The organism is Pseudomonas sp. URIL14HWK12:I6 (assembly GCF_000514195.1).
GTDB classification, from domain to species: Bacteria; Pseudomonadota; Gammaproteobacteria; order Pseudomonadales; family Pseudomonadaceae; genus Aquipseudomonas; species Aquipseudomonas putida_A.
Window position 1 is genome coordinate 37,759 of the sequence record NZ_AZVL01000004.1, and the last position, 19,785, is coordinate 57,543.

Below are 19,785 nucleotides of genomic sequence, written 5' to 3' on the forward strand. Positions count from 1 at the left end.
AAGGGGAAATGCGATCCAACTGTGGGAGCGGGCTTGCTCGCGAAAGCTATCTAGCAAACACTGCACATCTCAACGCTTGTCGAACTTGTCCGGTAATGGCGCAAACAGCGCTTCGATGTCATCGCTCTGCAGTTTCCAGTCCCCGGCCTTGCGCCCATCCAGTACGCCTGCTGCCAAGTCAGACTTTTCCTTCTGCAGGTGCTGAATCTTCTCTTCCACCGTGCCCCGGGCAATCATCTTGTAGACGAACACCGGCTTCTCCTGGCCGATTCGATAGGCGCGGTCGGTTGCCTGGTTCTCGGTCGCCGGGTTCCACCACGGATCGTAATGAATCACCGTATCCGCTTCGGTCAGGTTCAGGCCGACGCCGCCGGCCTTCAGGCTGATCAGAAAAATCTGACGTTTGCCGCTCTGGAATTCCTTCACCGGCGTGCGCCGATCGCGGGTCTGGCCAGTCAACAAGGCGTAGGCCACGTTGCGTTTCTTCAGTTCGTCCTCGATCAGTGACAGCATCGAGGTGAACTGCGAGAACAATAGAATCCGCCGACCTTCTTCAAACAGCTCTTCGAGCATTTCCATCAGGCTGTCGAGCTTGCCCGAGCTGCTGCCGCGGGCGGGCAGGGTGGCGTCGTTGACCAGGCGCAGATCGCAGCAGACCTGACGCAGCTTGAGCAGGGCTTCAAGAATGATGATCTGGCTGCGCGCCACGCCTTTGCGAGTGATCTCATCGCGGACTTTCTTGTCCATCGCCAGGCGCATGGTTTCGTACACGTCGCGCTGCGCCTCATTGAGATCGACCCAGTGGATGATCTCGGTTTTGGGCGGCAGTTCGGTGGCCACCTGTTCCTTGGTGCGGCGCAGCAGAAACGGCTTTATCCGTCCATTGAGGTGCTGCAGCCGGACTTCGCTGGCGCGTTTTTCGATCGGCACGCGGTAGTCGGCATTGAAGCTTTTGACATCGCCCAACCAGCCCGGCAGCAAAAAGTGGAACAACGACCACAACTCGCCGAGGTGGTTTTCCAGCGGTGTGCCACTCAGGCACAGGCGCTGGCGCGCGTTGAGTTCGCGAGCGGCCTGCGCGGCCTTGCTGTTCGGGTTCTTGATGTACTGCGCTTCGTCGAGCACCAGAACGTGCAGCGGCTGTTGTGCCAGCCGTTCGACGTCCTTGGGCAGCAGTGCATAGGTGGTCAGGATCAGGTCGAAGTCGGCCAGATGCTCGAAATGCTTTTTGCGGCCGGCACCGTACAGCGCGACCACTTTCAGTTGCGGCGTGAAGTGCGCGGCTTCGTCGAGCCAGTTCGGGATCAGGCTGGTGGGCATCACCACCATGCACGGTCGATCCAGACGTCCGGCGTTTTTCTCGCTGAGAATATGCGCCAGGGTCTGTAGGGTTTTACCCAGACCCATGTCGTCCGCCAGAATCCCGCCGACCTCAAGCTGACGCAGGGACTGCATCCAGCTCAAGCCTTCGAGCTGATAGGGACGCAACGTCGCGTTCAAGCCTTCCGGCGCTTTCGCGCTGTAGTCGCGAATGTCGCGCAGGCGTTGGGCGAAACTGCGAATCTGTTCGCCACCCTCCCACAGCAGGGGAATGCCTTCCAGGGAGTTGAGCCGCGTGGCGTCGGCCTTGCTCAGGCGCAGGGTGGTTTCGCCCGGCTCCTGCAAGTAGAACTCGCCCAGCGTCGCCAATACCGGTTTCAGTCGGCCAAGGGGCAGCGCCACTTGCAGCGGCCCGTGCTCACTGTTGCGTTGCGGAATATTGACCAGAATCAGCTCGTCATCGCGGCGCCGCGCCAGGCGTTCCGGGTTGAGGATTTCCGTGTGCGAGCGCATCAGATTGAGCAGGATCGGCAGCAGGCTCAGGCGTTCACCATTGACGATGATCCCCAGTTCCAGATCGAACCAGTCGCGCTCCGGCGCCTGTTCGACGGTGGCGTACCAGTCGTCGACGGCGGTCAGGTCGAAACCGAATTCCTCGTCGATCTGCAATTCCCAACCTTGGGTGCGCAGCTTCGGCAGTTCGTTGAGGGTAAACGTCAGCCAGGCGCTGTCGTTGACCATCTCGTACAGCTCGCCGGCGCTTTCCGGCAGCGCTTTGCTCTGGCGCGTGGCGATACGGAAGCCGAGGATTCTTAACTGTTCGCGGTAGGACTGTTCCACTTCCGGATGGCGTTTTATCCGCAGGGTCTGGGTTTCCTGGCGAATCAGAATGTCGCTGTTTTTCTGCCCGCTGACGTACTCATCCAGATAGCTGAACGACAGCGCCGCCCGATGCTGAATATAGCGCTGCATCTTGCCGTTGCGCGGCTCGAACGCGCTGAACTCGACGCTGGCCAGCCACAGGCGCGGCAGCGGTTGCACGTTGTCCACCAGCACTTGCGGCGGCGCTTTGGGGTTACGGTTCTCCAATACGGCCTGGAGTTTTTCCAGCAGTTCGGCGTCTTTCGCTGCGGCAGGGTATTCGAGGGTTTCCTGCACTTGCAGGAGTACTGCGGCGCAGTGTTTGCAGTTATTGCGCACCGGGCAGGTGCAGGTGGCGTCAACCAGCAGCAGGGTGTCTTTGGCTGACTCGCGCAGGTGAATGGTCTGACGGTAGACATTACCGCCAGAGCCTTCGCAACTGGCGGTGATGGTCGCATCGCCGACCTGGGCGATGCGTACCCGGTTCTCCAGGGCGTAGCGGCGGCCACGCTCCAGGCTCTGTTCCTTGAATCGGCTGACCCAGGAGGGTGCCAACGGTTTACTCAGGGGCGGGGACATAAGGACTTCGATCAGTCCGGAATCGCTTCAGGGGCTTGCCGTGGGGCGGGCGCCGTCAGGGACGTGATCTTGATCAGCAGCGCCAGGTGGCCGTTGTCGAGATAGTTGAGCTGGCCGTTTTTGGTGTGACTGTCCTGTTTCAGGTGTTCGCTGGCAGTGACCATGCCGTTGGCGTCGATCTGGTTGACCCAGAAGTCGGCGTTCACGTCGGTGAAGCGTCCGAGTTTCATTTCCAGCGTGCCCTCGATCGGGAACTGGCCGAACTGTTCCTTGCCGTCGCTGACGGCCACCTTGGTCGGCGCTTCGCCGAGGGTCTGCTGCCAGGCCTTGTGCATCAGCACACTGTAATCACCGCTGGCGCTGAGTTTGCTGGCAACGTCGCCGAGCGCAGGTGTGCGCAGGCTGTCATCACCCAGGCGTTGAGCGCCGGCGGCCCAGTCTTCCGGGGCGGCGCGGCTGACGATAGCCGGCACGGCGTTCTGGCGCACCAGAATCATTTCGACCTGATACAGGTCATCGGCGAAAACCGAAGGGGCTACCAAGGCAAGTAGCAAAGTCAGTGAGCGAAACAGGCGCATGCGGCGTCCTTCAAACAGTTTTCGGGAGGAGGCGCTCGAACAGCGCCTCTACAGTATTAAAGCGCTCTTCCGGGCGTTCCATCGGCACCTGGAACTTGAACATCGTGGCGCCTTCGAATTTGTAGCGTTTTGGCTGAGTCTGGATCAGTTTGATCAAGGTCATCGGGTCGACCGGCGTCTGCGCGGCGAACTCGATGCGTCCACCCTGCGGGCCACCGTCGACTTTCTTGATGCCCAGCTGTTCGGCCTGCAACTTCAGCGCAGTGATGCGCACCAGATTCTTGGTCGGCTCCGGCAGCAGGCCGAAACGATCGATCATCTCCACTTGCAGATCCTTCAGGCCTTCCTCGTCGGTGGCCGAAGCGATGCGCTTGTACAGAATCAGGCGGGCGTGAACGTCCGGCAGATAGTCTTCCGGAATCAGCGCAGGCACGCGCAGGTTGACCTCTGGGCCACCGCCGAGCGGTTGATCGAGATTCGGTTGCTCGCCCTTGCGGATCGACTTCACCGCGCGCTCGAGCATCTCCATGTACAACGTAAAACCCACGGCCTGAATTTGCCCGCTCTGGCCATCGCCCAGCAGTTCGCCGGCGCCACGGATTTCCAGGTCGTTGGTCGCCAGCACGAAACCGGCGCCCAGATCCTGAGTGTTGGCAATCGCTTCCAGACGCTTTTCCGCATCGGACGTGATTTGTTGGCGTGGCGGGGTCAGCAGGTAGGCGTAAGCCTGGTGGTGGCTGCGACCGACACGTCCGCGCAACTGGTGCAATTGCGCCAGGCCGAACTTGTCGGCGCGCTCGATGATGATGGTGTTGGCGCTCGGCACGTCGATGCCGGTCTCGATGATGGTCGAGGCAATCAGCACGTTGAAGCGCTTGTGATAGAAGTCGCTCATCACCTGTTCGAGTTCGCGTTCGCGCATCTGTCCGTGACCGATGCCGATCCGTGCTTCCGGCACCAGTTCGGCGAGATCCGCCGCGCACTTCTCGATTGTTTTGACGTCGTTGTGCAGGTAGTAAACCTGCCCACCGCGCAGCAGTTCACGCAGCAGAGCCTCTTTGACCGTGCTCTTGTTCTGCTCCATGACGAAGGTGCGTACCGACAGGCGGCGCGCCGGCGGGGTGGCGATGATCGACAGATCACGCATGCCCGACACCGCCATGTTCAGCGTGCGCGGAATCGGCGTGGCGGTCAGCGTGAGAATGTCGACTTCGCTGCGCAGGGCCTTGAGCTGTTCTTTCTGCCGCACACCGAAGCGGTGCTCTTCGTCGATGATCACCAGACCCAGGTTTTTGATCTTCACATCGTCGGACAGCAGCTTGTGCGTGCCGATGACGATATCGATCTTGCCTTCCGCCAGGTCGGCGATCGCCGCGTTGACTTCCTTGGCCGATTTGAAGCGGCTCATCACTTCCACGGTCACCGGCCAGTCGGCGAAACGGTCGCGGAAACTGTTGTAGTGCTGCTGGGCGAGCAGGGTGGTCGGCACCAGAATCGCCACCTGACGCCCGCCGTGCACGGCAATGAACGCGGCGCGCATCGCCACTTCGGTCTTGCCGAAACCGACGTCGCCGCAGACCAGACGATCCATCGGCTTTGGCGCGAGCATGTCTTCGCGCACCGCTTCGATGGTCGCTTGCTGGTCCGGCGTTTCTTCGAACGGGAAACCGGCGCTGAAGGTCGCGTAATCGGCTTTCGGGTCGGCAAACGCGTAGCCTTCGCGGGCGGCACGACGGGCATAGATGTCGAGCAGCTCAGCGGCGACATCGCGCACCTGTTCGGCGGCTTTGCGCTTGGCTTTCTGCCAGGTCTCGGAGCCGAGGCGGTGCAGCGGCGCCAGTGAGTCATCGCTGCCGGTGTAACGCGCGATCAGATGCAGGTTGGCCACCGGCACGTAGAGCTTGGCGTTCTCCGCATATTCCAGAGTGAGGAATTCGGCCGCCTGGTTGTCGATTTCCAGAATCGTCAGGCCCAGATAACGCCCGACACCGTGGTCAATGTGCACCACCGGCGCGCCTTCGCGCAGTTCGGTAAGGTTTTTGATCACTGCATCGTTGTTGGCGTCGGCGCGTTTTTCCCGGCGACGACGCTGCATGACGCGCTGACCGAACAACGGGCTCTCCGCCACCAGCGCCAGCGCCGGGTTATCGAGCATCAAGCCTTCGTCGAGCGGCGCGATGGTGATCGCCAGGCGATCCTTGCTCGAAACGAAGTCCGGCCAGCTGTCGACGGTTTTCGGCCGCAGCTTCAGACGTTCCAGCAGCTCCAGCAGGACTTCACGCCGGCCCGCGGATTCGGCGGTGAACAGCACGCGTCCGGGGAATTCGTCGAGGAATGTCGAGAGCGCCGCCAGTGGTTGTGTGGCCTTGGCTTCGATCGCCAGGTTTGGCAGTGCCTGCGCCGGGAAGCGCTCGCGACCGGCGCCGGACTCGACGTCCTGCTGGCTGGCGACTACGCGTGGCCAGCTCTTGAGGCGGGCGAAGCAGTCTTCCACCGGCAGGAACAATTCCGCTGGCGGCAATAAAGGACGCGATGGATCGACGCGGCGCTCTTCGTAGCGATTGCGCACGTCGTTCCAGAAATTTTCTGCCGCTTGTTCGATACCCGGCAGCGAGAACACTTGAGTGTCCTGCGGCAGGTAATCGAACAGTGTCGAGGTTTCATCGAAGAACAGCGGCAGGTAGTACTCGATACCGGCCGGGGTGATGCCGCTGCTCAAGTCCTGGAAGATCGGGCAGCGTCGGAAGTCGACATCAAAACGCTCGCGAAAGCGCGCCTTGAAGCGGGTGACCGCATCTTTCTGCAGCGGGAACTCTCGGGCCGGCAGCAGCTTGACCGAATCGACTTTGTCGATGGAGCGCTGGTTTTCCGGATCGAAGGTGCGCAGGGTTTCGATTTCGTCGTCGAACAGGTCGATGCGATAGGGCAGTTTGCTGCCCATCGGGAACAGGTCGATCAGCGCGCCGCGCACGGTGAACTCGCCGTGCTCGTAGACCGTATCGACGTAGCGATAGCCGCTGGCCTCAAGCCGCGAGCGCATCTGTTCGACATCGAGCTTCTGCCCGACATCCAGCACCAGGCTGCTGCCGAGCAGGAACTTGGTCGGCGCTAGGCGGTGCAGGGCGGTGGTGATCGGCACCACCAGCACGCCGTGCGCCAGTTCCGGCAGTCTATAAAGGCTGGCGATACGCTGGGAGATGATGTCCTGGTGCGGCGAGAACAGATCGTACGGCAGGGTTTCCCAGTCGGGGAAATGCAGCACGGGCAAATCCGGGGCGAAGAAACTCAGCTCCTGTTCAAGCCGTTCGGCACTCTGGCTGTCGGCGGTCAGTAGCAGGGTGAAGCGCTTGGCAGCGCTGGCAGCCTCGGCAATCGCGAGGCTGAGGGCAGCACCGGGCAGGTTGCCCCAATGCTGTTTACCTGCCGCGGCAGGGAGAAGCGGTAGACGCAGAACGGGCACGGAAGGTTGAGCTCCAGGCTTTGCGACAAAGTCGGTAATTGTAGCGGCGTCAGGTGCCGGCTGTCAGTTGCAGACTGCGTCTATCTTCGCGCTTTGCGCAAAATGTAGTGGTAACCATAAAAACGAGCACTTTTTTAGTGGTTATGTAGTGCCGAAATCGACTGGTGTTACGGAGGGTTACAGACATCGTCTAACAGTCGTCGAAAAATTGACTGCGCTGGAAGCCCCGGTTTTACTGGGCTGGCGCGGGGCGTAATTTTTTTGAACGGAATTTTGTTACCGATTGCGCGACAAGCGCGCATTGCTACAAGAGGTTCTCGGCGGCATAATGTAGCCCCTTTTTTCTGCCCCTACATGTGGAAGGTTCCCGTGACTCAGAAGCCCGACCAGTGTCTTGGTGAATGGATCGACCGTGAAGCACTCGCAGAAGCGATGATTCCGCTTATCGGTCAGCTCTACCGCAATAACAACGTGGTGAGCTCGATCTATGGCCGCAGCCTGATCAACCAGTCTGTCATCGCGATTCTCAAAGCTCACCGCTTTGCTCGCCACCGTTCCTCCGACGATAGCGAACTCTCCGTCCACGAAACATTCCCTCTGCTGAAAGCCATGAGCGAGCTCAAGCTCGGCGCGGCTTCGGTAGACCTGGGCAAGTTGGCGTTCAAATTCCGCAGCGAAGGCAATGGCCGCAGCGCCGAGCAGTTCGTGCGTGAAGAACTGGCTGACGTGGTTGGTCAGCAAAACGCTTCGGCCCGCAAAGGCACTGACGTTGTGCTGTACGGCTTCGGTCGTATCGGCCGTCTGCTGGCGCGCATCCTGATCGAGAAAACCGGTGGTGGCGACGGTCTGCGTCTGCGTGCCATCGTCGTGCGCAAAGGCGCCGAAAACGACCTGACCAAGCGCGCCAGCCTGCTGCGTCGCGATTCGGTACACGGTCCGTTCAACGGCACCATCGTCATCGACGAAGAAAACAACACCATCACCGCCAACGGTAACCTGATCCAGGTGATCTACGCGAAGAACCCGACCGAGGTGGATTACACCCAGTACGGCATCAAAGACGCGCTGCTGGTGGACAACACCGGTGTATGGCGTGACGCCGATGGCCTGGGTCAGCACCTGCAATGCCCGGGTGTCGCTCGTGTTGTTCTGACCGCGCCTGGCAAAGGCAAGCTGAAGAACATCGTTCACGGTATCAACCACAACGAAATCACCGCTGACGACAAGATCGTGTCCGCCGCTTCCTGCACCACCAACGCCATCGTGCCGGTGCTGAAGGCTGTGAATGACAAGTTCGGCATCATCAACGGTCACGTCGAAACCGTTCACTCGTACACCAACGACCAGAACCTGATCGACAACTTCCACAAGGGCGATCGCCGTGGCCGTTCCGCCGCGCTGAACATGGTGATCACCGAAACCGGTGCTGCCACCGCTGCTGCCAAGGCTCTGCCTGAGCTGGCCGGCAAGCTGACCGGTAACGCGATCCGCGTTCCGACGCCAAACGTGTCGATGGCCATTCTCAACCTGAACCTTGAGAAAGCCGCCAGCCGTGAAGAGATGAACGAGTACCTGCGCTACATGGCGCTGCACTCCGATCTGCACAAGCAAATCGACTTCGTCAACTCGCAGGAAGTGGTGTCCACCGACTTCGTGGGTTCGCGTCACGCCGGTGTGGTCGACGCTGAAGCGACCATCGTTCAGGACAACCGCGTTGTTCTGTATGTCTGGTACGACAACGAGTTCGGCTACAGCTGCCAGGTGGTTCGCGTGATGGAAGACATGGCCGGTGTAAACCCGCCAGCGTTCCCGCGCTAAGCCTTCGCTGCAAATGAAAACGCCCCGACTTAGGTCGGGGCGTTTTTTTATGCCTGCTGAATCTTTATTGCCTGTACCGGCCTCTTCGGGAGCAAGCCCCCTCCCACAGGTTTGGCGGTGTTCACACAATCATGTTGGCACCACCGGACACTGTGGGAGGGGGCTTGCTCCCGAAGGCTTCTTATCGGGCGCCACCAGCCACAGCCGCTTGTGCAGTCCGCAGTTCATGTTTGTTGCCACGGAACAGCACCAGCGTCGCAACCAACCCCAGTACCGCCGCACCGCTGAGCCAGATCCCCGGCGCAGCCTTGTTGTCCAGCACATGGATCAGATAAGTACAGGCTGCTGGCGTGAAGCCACCAAAGGTCGCCGTCGCCAGGCTATAGGCCAGCGAGAATCCGGTGGTGCGCACTTCCACCGGCATGATTTCGGTCAGCGCCACCACCATCGCGCCGTTGTACGAACCGTACAGGAACGACAGCCACAGTTCGACGATCAGCAGATGACTGAAGCTCGGGTTCGCCACCAGCCACGACAGCGCCGGGTAGGCGGTCAGGATCGCCAGAATCGTCGCCGCCAGCAGTAGGGGTTTGCGCCCGATCTTGTCGGACACCGCGCCCATCACCGGCAGCCAGAAGAAGTTCGACAGACCGATGCACACGGTCACCAGCAGCGCGTCGAAATCCGACAGATGCAGTTCAGCCTTGCCGAAGGTCGGGGTGTAGGCGGTGATCAGGTAGAACGAAACCGTGGTCATCACCACCAGCGCCATGCCGGCGATGACGATGCCAAAGTTCTGACCGATTGAGCGGACGATTTCCCGCAGGGTAGGGCGATGTTTGCGCGCCTGGAATTCCGGGGTTTCCTCCAGCGAACGACGAATGACGAAGATCACCGGAACGATCATGCAGCCGATCAGGAACGGCACGCGCCAGCCCCAGTCACCCATCTGTTCCGGGCTCAGCCAGTGGTTGAGACCCACTCCGAGCAGGCCGGCAAACACCACCGCCGCCTGCTGGCTGGCGGACTGCCAACTGACGAAAAAGCCTTTGCGGCCCGGCGTGGCGATTTCCGCCAGATACACCGAAACACCGCCCAGCTCGACGCCGGCCGAGAAGCCTTGCAGCAAGCGACCGAACAGCACGATCAACGGCGCTGCGACACCCAGAGTGGCATAGCCCGGCACGCAGGCGATCAGGATCGTACCGGCGGCCATCAACGCAAGGGTAATGATCAGGCCCTGGCGACGACCGTGACGGTCAATGTAGGCACCAAGGAAGATCGCGCCCAGTGGACGCATCAGGAACCCGGCACCGAAGGTGGCCAGGGACAGCATCAGGGAAGCGAAGGCGCTGTCGGCCGGGAAGAAGGTTTTGGCGATGGCCGTGGCGTAGAAGCCATAGACCATAAAGTCGAACATCTCGAGAAAATTGCCGCTGACAACGCGAAAAATCGCTTTGCCTTTGCCCGTGGTCGAGGACATTTTCAGTTACTCATTATTGGTTTCTTATGACGCGTTGCATCCGTTGGGGAGCGTGCGGGCCTTTGATCCATAATGGCTGGCGCGCTTTTATGGGGAGATGAAGAATTGTTCACTGGACGGTGGGTTTGGCTTGTGAGTGTGGCGGTTGTCCTCGCTGCCTGTGGCAACGGTGAGTCCATGGAAAGCTTTGGGGGGCCGACCATGGGCAGCACGTATTCGATCAAGTACGTGCGACACACCGGTGTTGCCGAACCGGCGCAAGTTCGCCGAGAAGTGGAGGCTATCCTCGCGGAAGTGGATCGGCAGATGTCGACCTACCGCAACGACTCCGATATTGAACGCTTCAATGTCTTGCCAGCGAACAGCTGTCAGACCATGCCGGCTTCCGTGCTCGAATTGGTCCGTGTCGGCGAGCAGCTGTCGGAGCAAAGCGAAGGTTCCTACGACCTGACTGTCGAACCGCTGATGAACCTGTGGGGGTTCGGCCCGCAAGGGCGTGAAGAGAAAGTCCCCGACTCCGCCGCGCTGGCCGAAACCCTGCAGCGAGTCGGCTACCGCCATTTGCATATCGACGGCGACCGCTTGTGCAAGGACGCCGCTGTCGAAGTCGACTTCAACAGCATCGCCGCCGGTTACGCGGTCGACACCATCGCCGCCAGGCTCGAGTCGATGGGCATCCATGACTATCTCGCCGAAGCCACCGGTGAACTAAAGGCCAAGGGCAAGAAGCTTGATGGCTCATCCTGGCGTATTGCGCTGGAAGAGCCGCGAGACGATCAACAGGTGGCCGAACGGATCATTCAGGTCGACGGCTACGGGGTTTCCACCTCCGGTGATTACCGTAACTATTTCCTGCAAGGTGGCCGGCGTTTTTCCCACACCTTCGATGCGCGGAGCGGGGCGCCGGTCCTACACAACCTGGCGTCAGTCACGGTAATTCATCCTTCAGCGTTGATGGCCGATGGACTATCGACGCTGTTGCTGATTCTCGGGCCTGAAAGGGCTTGGGACTATGCCGAAAAACACGACATTGGTGCATTCTTCGTGATTCGTGCCGATACAGGTTTTGTTATTCGCACCAGTGCGGCTTTCGAACGCCTCAGTGGCGCAAAAGTTGACTGAAAACAGTACGAAAGCTGGCGTTGTAGTGCAGGCAAAAGTAGCCTACGACGCGACCAAGGGTTAATGTGCGCGGCGTTGACGCTTCTATAGACTGTGTCCGGGTTCTTTACTGACCCCCAATTGTTCCTTCGCGCCACGATTCGGCGTGATTTAGCCGCCGGTGCTGCTGGCACCGCGGCCTGTTCTGAGGAGTACGCATGGCTGTCTACAACTACGACGTGGTGGTGTTGGGTTCCGGCCCGGCGGGAGAAGGCGCGGCAATGAACGCCGCCAAAGCGGGGCGCAAGGTGGCAATGGTCGACAGCCGTCGCCAGGTCGGCGGCAACTGCACCCACCTCGGTACCATCCCGTCCAAGGCCCTGCGTCACTCGGTGCGGCAGATCATGCAGTTCAACACCAACCCGATGTTCCGGGCGATCGGCGAACCGCGCTGGTTCTCCTTCCCGGACGTGTTGAAAAGCGCCGAGAAAGTCATTTCCAAACAAGTCGCTTCGCGCACTGGCTACTACGCTCGTAACCGCGTCGACGTGTTCTTCGGCACCGGCAGCTTCGCCGACGAGCAAACCATCGAAGTGGTCTGCGCCAACGGCGTGGTCGAGAAGCTGGTGGCCAAGCACATCATCATCGCCACCGGTTCGCGCCCGTATCGCCCGGCGGACATCGATTTCAATCACCCGCGCATCTACGATAGCGACACCATCCTCAGCCTCGGCCACACCCCGCGCAAACTGATCGTTTACGGCGCCGGCGTGATCGGCTGTGAATACGCCTCGATCTTCAGCGGTCTGGGTGTATTGGTTGAACTGGTGGACAACCGCGGTCAGTTGCTGAGCTTCCTCGACTCGGAAATCTCCCAGGCGTTGAGCTATCACTTCAGCAACAACAACATCACCGTGCGCCACAACGAAGATTACGATCGCGTTGAGGGCGTCGATAACGGGGTTATCCTGCACCTGAAGTCCGGCAAGAAGATCAAGGCCGATGCCTTGCTCTGGTGCAACGGCCGTACCGGCAACACCGACCAGCTCGGTCTGGAAAACATCGGGGTCAAGGTCAACAGCCGTGGCCAGATCGAAGTCGACGAGGCCTACCGCACCTGCGTGCCGAACATCTATGGCGCTGGCGACGTGATCGGCTGGCCGAGCCTGGCCAGTGCCGCCCATGACCAGGGTCGTTCGGCTGCCGGCAGCATCGTCGATAACGGCAGCTGGCGCTTTGTGAATGACGTGCCGACCGGTATCTACACCATTCCGGAGATCAGTTCGATCGGCAAGAACGAGCAGGAGCTGACCCAGGCCAAGGTGCCGTACGAAGTCGGCAAGGCGTTCTTCAAGAGCATGGCGCGTGCGCAGATCGCCGGCGAGCCGCAAGGCATGCTGAAGATCCTGTTCCACCGTGAAACCCTGGAAGTGCTGGGCGTCCACTGCTTCGGTTATCAGGCGTCGGAGATCGTGCACATCGGTCAGGCGATCATGAGCCAGCCGGGCGAGTTGAATACGCTGAAGTATTTCGTCAACACCACGTTCAACTACCCGACCATGGCCGAAGCCTATCGGGTAGCAGCGTACGACGGCCTCAACCGGCTTTTTTGACGGGCTCCGGCCGGTGGCCTGAGCCGGCCGGGGAGACCGATTTCAGCAATTCTCAAGGGTGGCAGTGGCCAAACCGGGAAAGTCTGTAATCAGGCTGTCAACGCCGAAGTCGGCGAGTCTGCGCATCAGCGCAGGCTCGTTGACGGTCCACACCGAGACATGCAGCCCCTGACGCTGCGCCTTCTGCAGGCGTTCCGGCGTACACAGCGTCCAGTTCAGAGCCAGAATCTCACAGCCATAGCTGGCGGCGACCTTTAGCGGGTCGAGCCAGGCGTATTCGGCCACCAGTCCACGCGACACGTCCGGCACCAGGTCCAGCGCCGCTTTCAGCACTTCCCGTGAGCTCGAAGTGATGGTGACCTTGTCCAGCAAGCCATGACGCTGAGCCATTTCGCGAATCGCCAGTACGGTAGTCGCGGCGCGGGTGCGTGAAGCACTTTTGACTTCCAGTTGCCAGTGCTCGAAATCGCACTGCTCGAACAGTTCTTCCAGGGTCGGAATCGGGCACGGTTTGATCCAGCCCGGGCCGCCCTTACGCGCGTCGTAGGTCACCAGTTCGGCGGCGGTGTGTTCGACCACCTTGCCGCGCCGATCGGTGGTGCGCTTGAGGGTCGGGTCGTGGATCACCATCAGCTCGCCGTCCTTGGACAGGTGCAGATCCAGTTCGCAACGGCGCACGCCGTGCTTGAGACATTCCTGAAAACTGCTCAGGGTATTTTCCGGTGCTTCGCCCTTGGCGCCGCGGTGGCCGTAGATGAGGGTCACGGTGCTTCCTTAATTTAAATGCCTGATTCGTTCTGTTCACGGGCCAGGCGTCGTTCCTGGGCCTGTTTCTGCAAGATATAGCGGGCGAGCAACTGGCGCTGGGCGTCGGTCAAGTGTTCGAACTCGGTGCCGACGTCGTAGCCGTCGCCCTTGCGATCGCAATGAGTGACGCGGGCACGCAGCAGCAGGCCCAGCGCCTGCGGCATCAGCACCAGTTTCACCGACAGGTGCGCGCCAGTGGCAATCGGGGTCGGGTGCTGAAAATCGATCCCGCCTTCGGAAATAATCACCGGTTGTGGCTCGCCGATATGGCCGAGCACGGTCAGGGCGACCACCTGGCTGAGCAGGTCGATGCGTTTGTTCTGGGATTTGAGAAACGCGGCGATCGCCCGGTCGCGCTCGCTGATCTGGCGTAACAGGTGCTGCGACTCGAATTCGCTCAGGTGCAGTTCGCTGAGCAGGTTGAACAGCGGGGAAGCATCCTGCAACACTTCCTGGCCTGCGGCTTCGGGAGCGGACAGGGGCCGAATTTCCAGTGCGATCATGTCCTCGATACGGTAGTATTCGCGGCGATCTTCTTCATCTAATGTCGACATGGCGAACCCATGGTAGCGGCGGTGGTCTGAGTGTAAAGCTGGTTATCGACCCCCGCCACAAGGACGTTCCTTTTCCCTCCGAACAAGCCCCGACATGTTCAGACCTCTCTTCGTATTTATCGGCACGCGTTATACCCGTGCAAAGCGTCGCAATCATTTTGTGTCATTCATTTCCCTGACTTCGATGATCGGGCTCGCCCTTGGCGTGGTCGTGATGATCGTGGTGCTATCGGTGATGAACGGCTTCGATCATGAGATGCGCACCCGCGTGTTGGGCATGGTGCCCCACGCGACTCTTGAAACCGGCGAGCCGATCAACGATTGGCAGAGCCTCGCCGCCAAGGTCAAGCGCAATCCTGAGGTGACGGCGGTTGCGCCATTCACCCAGATGCAGGGTTTGCTGACCAACAACGGCCAGGTGTCCAAGGTGTTGCTCAACGCCATCGACCCCGCGCTCGAGCGCAATGTGTCGATCATCGACAACTTCATGAAGCAGGGCAATCTCGACGATTTGACGCCGGGCAGCTTCGGCATCGTCATCGGCGACAAGGCCGCGACCAAGCTCGGCGTGGGCCTCGGTGACAAAGTCACCTTCGTCGCGCCGGAGGTCAGCGTGACCCCCGCCGGGATGTTCCCGCGCATGAAGCGCTTTACCGTGGTCGGCATCTTCCATGTCGGCGCCGGTGAGCTGGACGGCTATCTGGGTGTCACCAACCTGCAGGATCTGGCGAAAATGCACCGCTGGAAGCCTGATCAGGTGCAGGGTATCCGGTTGAAGTTCGATGATCTGTTCCAGGCGCCGCGCGTGGCCTGGACCATCGCCCAGCAGTTGGGCGAAGACCATTACTTCGCCCGCGACTGGACCCGCACCCACGGCAACCTGTATCAGGCGATCCGCATGGAAAAAGCCATGATCGGTCTGCTGTTGCTGCTGATCGTCGCGGTGGCTGCGTTCAACATCATTTCCACGCTGGTAATGGTGGTAAATGACAAGAAGAGCGACATCGCCATTCTGCGTACCCTCGGCGCCAAGCCGGGGACGATCATGCGCACGTTCATGGTGCAGGGCACCGTGATCGGCGTGGTCGGTACGGCGATTGGTGCGGTGCTCGGTATTCTCGCTGCGCTCAACGTCAGTGCGGCGATTTCCGCCCTCGAAGGGCTAATCGGCCACAAGTTCCTCAACGCCGATGTGTATTTCATTGATTACCTGCCGTCGCAGGTGCAGAGCCAGGACGTGGTCATGGTCTGCGCTGCTGCGTTGGTCCTGAGTTTCCTCGCCACCCTGTATCCCGCCTGGCGTGCTGCGCGCACCCAGCCGGCGGAGGCGCTACGTTATGAGTGAGTCGGGCATGAGTGATAAAGCAATTTTGAGCTGCCGCAACCTGGGCAAATCCTACGAGGAAGGCCCGGAGTCGGTGCAAGTGTTGGCCGGTCTGCAACTGGAGTTGCACCCGGGCGAGCGTGTGGCGATCGTCGGCAAGTCCGGTTCCGGCAAAAGTACCTTGCTCAACCTGCTCGGCGGTCTCGACACGCCGACTGAAGGCAGCGTCTGGCTCGACGGCGAAGAACTGTCGGCGCTGAGCGAGAAGAAGCGTGGCCTGCTGCGTAACCGTGCCTTGGGGTTCGTGTACCAGTTCCACCACTTGCTGCCGGAATTCACCGCGCTGGAAAACGTCTGCATGCCGCTGCTGATCGGCAAGACCGCGATCCCGCAAGCACGTCAGCGCGCTACCGCGTTGCTGGAGCGGGTGGGGCTGGGCCATCGTCTGGAGCACAAACCGGCCGAGCTGTCCGGTGGCGAGCGCCAGCGTGTGGCCATCGCCCGTGCGCTGGTGAACAATCCAGGCCTGGTGATGCTCGACGAGCCAACCGGCAACCTTGATTCGCACACCGCCGAAGGCATCCAGGACTTGATGCTGGAACTCAGCACTTCAATGCGCACGGCGTTCCTGGTGGTGACTCACGACATGAACCTGGCCCGCCAGATGGACCGCGTCCTGCAGTTGCAAGAAGGTTGCCTGACCGCCATTTGACCGACCGAAACCCGGTGCCTGTAAAGGCATCGGGTCTTTTATTTTTATACGGTGCCCCAGCGAATGTTCAGACCGTTATCGATCTTTATCGGCACGCGCTATACCCGCGCCAAGCGCCGCAATCGCTTTGTTTCGTTCATCTCGATGACTTCGATGATCGGGCTCGCCCTCGGCGTGCTGGCGATGATCGTGGTGCTGTCGGTGATGAACGGCTTCCAGCGTGAAATGAGCTCGCGCATCCTCGGCATGGTGCCGCACGCGACCATCGTTGGCGTCAAGCCGATCGATGACTGGCAGCCGGTCGCCGCCGCCGCGCTGAAAAATCCGGAAGTGACCGCCGCCGTGCCGTTCACCGAGATGGAAGGCATGCTGTCCTACAAGGGTTTGATGCAGCCGATCCAGATCAGCGGCGTCGACCCGGCCCAGGAAGGCAAGGTGTCGATCGTGGCCCAGCACATTGTGCAGGGGCGTCTCGATGACCTGAAACCGGGCGAGTTCGGTATAGTGATCGGTGAAATCACCGCGCGCCGCTTCCGCCTCAACGTCGGCGACAAGATCACTCTGATCGTGCCGGAAGTCAGCACCGCACCGGGTGGCATTACCCCGCGCATGCAGCGCCTGAACGTGGTCGGTGTGTTCAAGGTCGGCGCTGAACTGGACGGCTCGATGGGGCTGATCCACGTGGCCGATGCCGCGACCATGCAGCACTGGCAGCCGAATCAGGTGCAGAGTGTGCGCCTTGCGGTGAAGGATCTGTACGCCGCGCCGAAAGTCTCCTCGGACATCGCCGCAGGCCTCGGTGCCGAGTTCAAGGCTGACGACTGGACTCACACCCAGGGCAGCCTGTTCAGCGCGATGAAAATGGAAAAAACCATGATTGGCCTGCTGTTGCTGATGATCGTTGCGGTGGCGGCGTTCAACATCATCGCCACGCTGATCATGGTGGTTAACGACAAGGGCGCGGACATCGCGATCCTGCGCACCATCGGCGCCACGCCCCGGCAGATCATGGCGATCTTCATGGTGCAGGGCACGGTGATCGGCATTGTCGGCACACTGATTGGTGGCGTGCTCGGCGTGATCGCGGCACTGAATGTCAGCGAGATGGTCGGCTGGGTCGAGCGCGTTACCGGGCAGCATATCTTCAGTTCCGACGTGTACTTCGTCAGCAACCTGCCTTCGGAATTGCAGGGCGGGGATGTGCTGTTGATCTGCTCGGCGGGGTTTGTTCTGAGCTTCCTGGCGACGGTGTACCCGGCGTTGCGGGCGGCGAAGATTGAGCCGGCGCATGCGCTGAGATATTCCTGAGCTTCAATACCGCCTTCGCGAGCAAGCCCGCTCCCACAGGGAAATGCATTCCAATTGTGGGAGCGAGCCTGCTCGCGAAGGGGCCGGTCCTATCGACCTCATTCTCCTTTGGGCAACTCGATCACAAACCGCGTCCACCCCGCAGCCGATTCGCAATGAATCTGCCCGCCATGCGCGCGGACGATCGATTGGGTAATCGCCAGCCCCAGCCCCGCATGTTCACTGCTGCCTTCCTGCCGCGCCGGATCTGCTCGATAAAACCGGTCAAACAGCCGTGGCAACAACTCTGCCGAAATGCCTTCGCCACTGTTCTCCACCGACAGCTGCGCTATGTGCGGTTGATCGACGATGGACAGGCGCACGCTGCCCGCCGCCGGGGTAAAGCGCAGCGCGTTATCCAGCAGATTCGACAAGGCCCGGCGCAGCATGCTCCGGTCGCCCTTAATGCACGCATGGCCCTCACGGCTCAGCGTCACCCTGGCGTCCTCGGCCAGTGGCGCAAAAAACTCCAGCAGCACATCGCTCTCATCCGCCAGTTCCAGTGCCTCACGCTTGGGCATCAGCAAACCGTGGTCAGCCTTGGCCAGATAAAGCATGTCGTTGACCAGTTGGGCCATCCATTGCAGTTCTTCGAGGTTGCTGTGCAGGGCTTCGCGGTAATCCTCGATCGGTCGCGGGCGGGTGAGGGTGACCTGGGTGTGGGTCAGCAGGTTCGACAGCGGAGTGCGCAGTTCATGGGCGATGTCGGCCGAGAACGCCGACAGCCGTTGAAACGAGTCATCGAGGCGTCCGAGCATGGCGTTGAAGCTGTGGGCCATTTCCGCAAGCTCTGGCGGCATTTGCGCTTCCGGCAGTCGGGCATTCAGCGATTGTGCGGAAATCCCACGCGCTACTGCACTCATACGGCGCAACGGACGCAAACCGCTGCGCGCCGCCCACGCGCCGAGCAGCGCGGTGGCCAGGGCCGACAAGCCGACGGTCAGCCAGATCAGATGCTGCATGCGTTGCAGGAAGTGCTGGTGATGGGTGATGTCCAGCAGCAGAGTGAGCTGTGGCGAGTCGGTTTTGTCAGGGTAGAGCGGGGCGTTGAGCACGCGGTAGTCGGCGCCGTCATGGCTGATGGTCGACAGGCCCGGCTGTTGCGGCAAGTCCTGCGGTAAATTGATCGAGCTGTCGTACCAGCGCTGGCCGTCACTGCCGGTAATACGCAGCGCCAGATCGGCCTGACGGCTCAGCTCATCCGCCAGCCGCGCCTCACGCTGAACGGGTTGCACATCCTGCAAGGCGCGGCGCAAACCGATCAGCTTGCCGTCGAGCAATTGCTGGTCGAGCTCAATGAAGTGCGCCTCGCTGGCGCGGCTGAACAGCACCCCGGCGAACAGCGAGACCACGGCGGTGCAGGCGGCAAAGAGCAGCGCCAGACGAGAACTCAGGGACAGGCGACGCATCAGGCCGGACGCTCTTCAAGCACGTAACCCATGCCGCGCACGGTGTGGATCAGTTTGTTGGGAAAGTCATCGTCGATCTTCAGGCGCAGGCGCCGGATCGCCACTTCGATCACGTTGGTGTCGCTGTCGAAGTTCATGTCCCAGACCTGCGAGGCAATCAGCGATTTCGGCAACACTTCACCCTGGCGGCGCAGGAGCATTTCCAGCAGGGCGAATTCCTTGGCGGTGAGGTCGATGCGCTGGCCACTGCGTTCGACCCGACGGCGAATCAGGTCCAGACGCAGGTCGGCCAGTTGCAGACTGGTTTCCTGGGGCAGGGCGCTGCCCCGGCGCAGCAGGCTGCGCACCCGGGCCAGCAATTCGGAAAAGGCGAACGGTTTGACCAGATAATCGTCGGCGCCGAGTTCGAGGCCGTGAACCCGATCTTCGACTGCATCTTTGGCGGTCAGAAACAGCACTGGCGTGTCGAGGCCGGCACTACGCACCGCCTGCAGAATCTGCCAGCCACTGCGCCCGGGCAGCATCACGTCGAGAATCAACAGCGCATAATCTCCGCTCAACGCCAGTTGCTGACCGCTGACGCCGTCGGCCACCAGTTCTGTGTTGAAACCGGCCTCGGTCAGGCCCTGGCGCAGGTAGTGGCCGGTTTTCGGTTGGTCTTCGACGATCAGCAGTTTCATGGGCGACTCGGGTTGTAGGAACAAAAGCGTTATACCGTGGGAGCAGGCGACGCACGCCAACCTGACAAAGTTGTAATCTGCCTGTCAGGTAGCTGCCAGCGCAGGCGGGCTAGAGTTTCCCACAGGCTGAACCTTATCT

General features: G+C 60.8%; 14 protein-coding genes. 6 read left to right on the forward strand and 8 right to left on the reverse strand.

Translation table 11 applies throughout. The features are described from left to right. Positions 1-69: 69 nt before the first annotated feature. From H043_RS0108285 to mfd, 3 genes are read right to left on the reverse strand one after another with little or no spacing between them, the layout of a single operon-like run. Positions 70-2,760, reverse strand: coding sequence for a DEAD/DEAH box helicase (locus tag H043_RS0108285; protein ID WP_027611453.1), 2,691 nt, complete (start codon positions 2,758-2,760; stop codon positions 70-72). A gap of 11 nt (positions 2,761-2,771) precedes the next feature. Next, positions 2,772-3,338 (reverse strand): CsiV family protein, encoded by a 567-nt coding sequence (locus H043_RS0108290; protein WP_027611454.1) that lies wholly within the window; start codon positions 3,336-3,338, stop codon positions 2,772-2,774. Between the two features lie 10 nt (positions 3,339-3,348). Then, positions 3,349-6,798, reverse strand: a complete 3,450-nt coding sequence (gene mfd / locus H043_RS0108295; RefSeq protein ID WP_027611455.1) for a transcription-repair coupling factor — start codon at positions 6,796-6,798, stop codon at positions 3,349-3,351. 354 nt (positions 6,799-7,152) lie between these two features. Here mfd and H043_RS0108300 point away from each other — a divergent pair, with 354 nt between their 5' ends. After that, positions 7,153-8,616, forward strand: a complete 1,464-nt coding sequence (locus H043_RS0108300; protein WP_003226583.1) for a glyceraldehyde-3-phosphate dehydrogenase — start codon at positions 7,153-7,155, stop codon at positions 8,614-8,616. Positions 8,617-8,797: 181 nt separating this feature from the next. Here the strand turns inward: H043_RS0108300 and H043_RS0108305 are convergent, their stop codons facing one another. Beyond that, positions 8,798-10,099, reverse strand: a complete 1,302-nt coding sequence (locus H043_RS0108305; RefSeq protein WP_027611456.1) for an MFS transporter — start codon at positions 10,097-10,099, stop codon at positions 8,798-8,800. Between the two features lie 72 nt (positions 10,100-10,171). Here H043_RS0108305 and H043_RS0108310 point away from each other — a divergent pair, with 72 nt between their 5' ends. Both H043_RS0108310 and sthA read left to right on the forward strand, forming a co-directional pair. Beyond that, positions 10,172-11,221 carry an FAD:protein FMN transferase gene (locus tag H043_RS0108310; RefSeq protein ID WP_177325612.1) on the forward strand — a complete coding sequence of 350 codons (1,050 nt, stop codon included), beginning with the start codon at positions 10,172-10,174 and terminating at the stop codon, positions 11,219-11,221. A gap of 197 nt (positions 11,222-11,418) precedes the next feature. Further along, entirely contained in the window at positions 11,419-12,813 is a 1,395-nt protein-coding gene (gene sthA / locus H043_RS0108315; RefSeq protein ID WP_003226580.1) for a Si-specific NAD(P)(+) transhydrogenase, read from the forward strand. Positions 12,814-12,855: 42 nt separating this feature from the next. On the opposite strand, the gene H043_RS0108320 is transcribed toward sthA, so the two are convergent. After that, the gene (locus H043_RS0108320; RefSeq protein ID WP_008087738.1) at positions 12,856-13,578 is read right to left on the reverse strand and encodes a glycerophosphodiester phosphodiesterase family protein; all 723 of its coding nucleotides are present in this window, start codon (positions 13,576-13,578) and stop codon (positions 12,856-12,858) included. A gap of 14 nt (positions 13,579-13,592) precedes the next feature. Next, complete coding sequence (locus H043_RS0108325) at positions 13,593-14,174, reverse strand: PilZ domain-containing protein (RefSeq protein ID WP_007968195.1); 582 nt, start codon at positions 14,172-14,174, stop codon at positions 13,593-13,595. A gap of 94 nt (positions 14,175-14,268) precedes the next feature. Here H043_RS0108325 and H043_RS0108330 point away from each other — a divergent pair, with 94 nt between their 5' ends. From H043_RS0108330 to H043_RS0108340, 3 genes are all read left to right on the forward strand, one after another. Beyond that, a complete protein-coding gene (locus H043_RS0108330; protein WP_027611458.1) occupies positions 14,269-15,519 on the forward strand; it encodes a lipoprotein-releasing ABC transporter permease subunit in 1,251 nt (416 codons plus the stop codon). A gap of 7 nt (positions 15,520-15,526) precedes the next feature. After that, positions 15,527-16,210, forward strand: a complete 684-nt coding sequence (gene lolD / locus H043_RS0108335; protein ID WP_177325613.1) for a lipoprotein-releasing ABC transporter ATP-binding protein LolD — start codon at positions 15,527-15,529, stop codon at positions 16,208-16,210. Positions 16,211-16,273: 63 nt separating this feature from the next. Next, on the forward strand, positions 16,274-17,518 hold the full coding sequence (locus tag H043_RS0108340) for a lipoprotein-releasing ABC transporter permease subunit (protein ID WP_027611460.1): 1,245 nt from the start codon (positions 16,274-16,276) through the stop codon (positions 17,516-17,518). Between the two features lie 98 nt (positions 17,519-17,616). Here H043_RS0108340 and H043_RS0108345 read toward each other — a convergent pair whose 3' ends face one another. Beyond that, entirely contained in the window at positions 17,617-18,966 is a 1,350-nt protein-coding gene (locus H043_RS0108345; RefSeq protein ID WP_027611461.1) for a heavy metal sensor histidine kinase, read from the reverse strand. Further along, a complete protein-coding gene (locus H043_RS0108350) occupies positions 18,966-19,646 on the reverse strand; it encodes a heavy metal response regulator transcription factor (protein WP_027611462.1) in 681 nt (226 codons plus the stop codon). The genes H043_RS0108345 and H043_RS0108350 overlap by 1 nt, the downstream gene beginning before the upstream one ends. Positions 19,647-19,785: the final 139 nt, after the last annotated feature.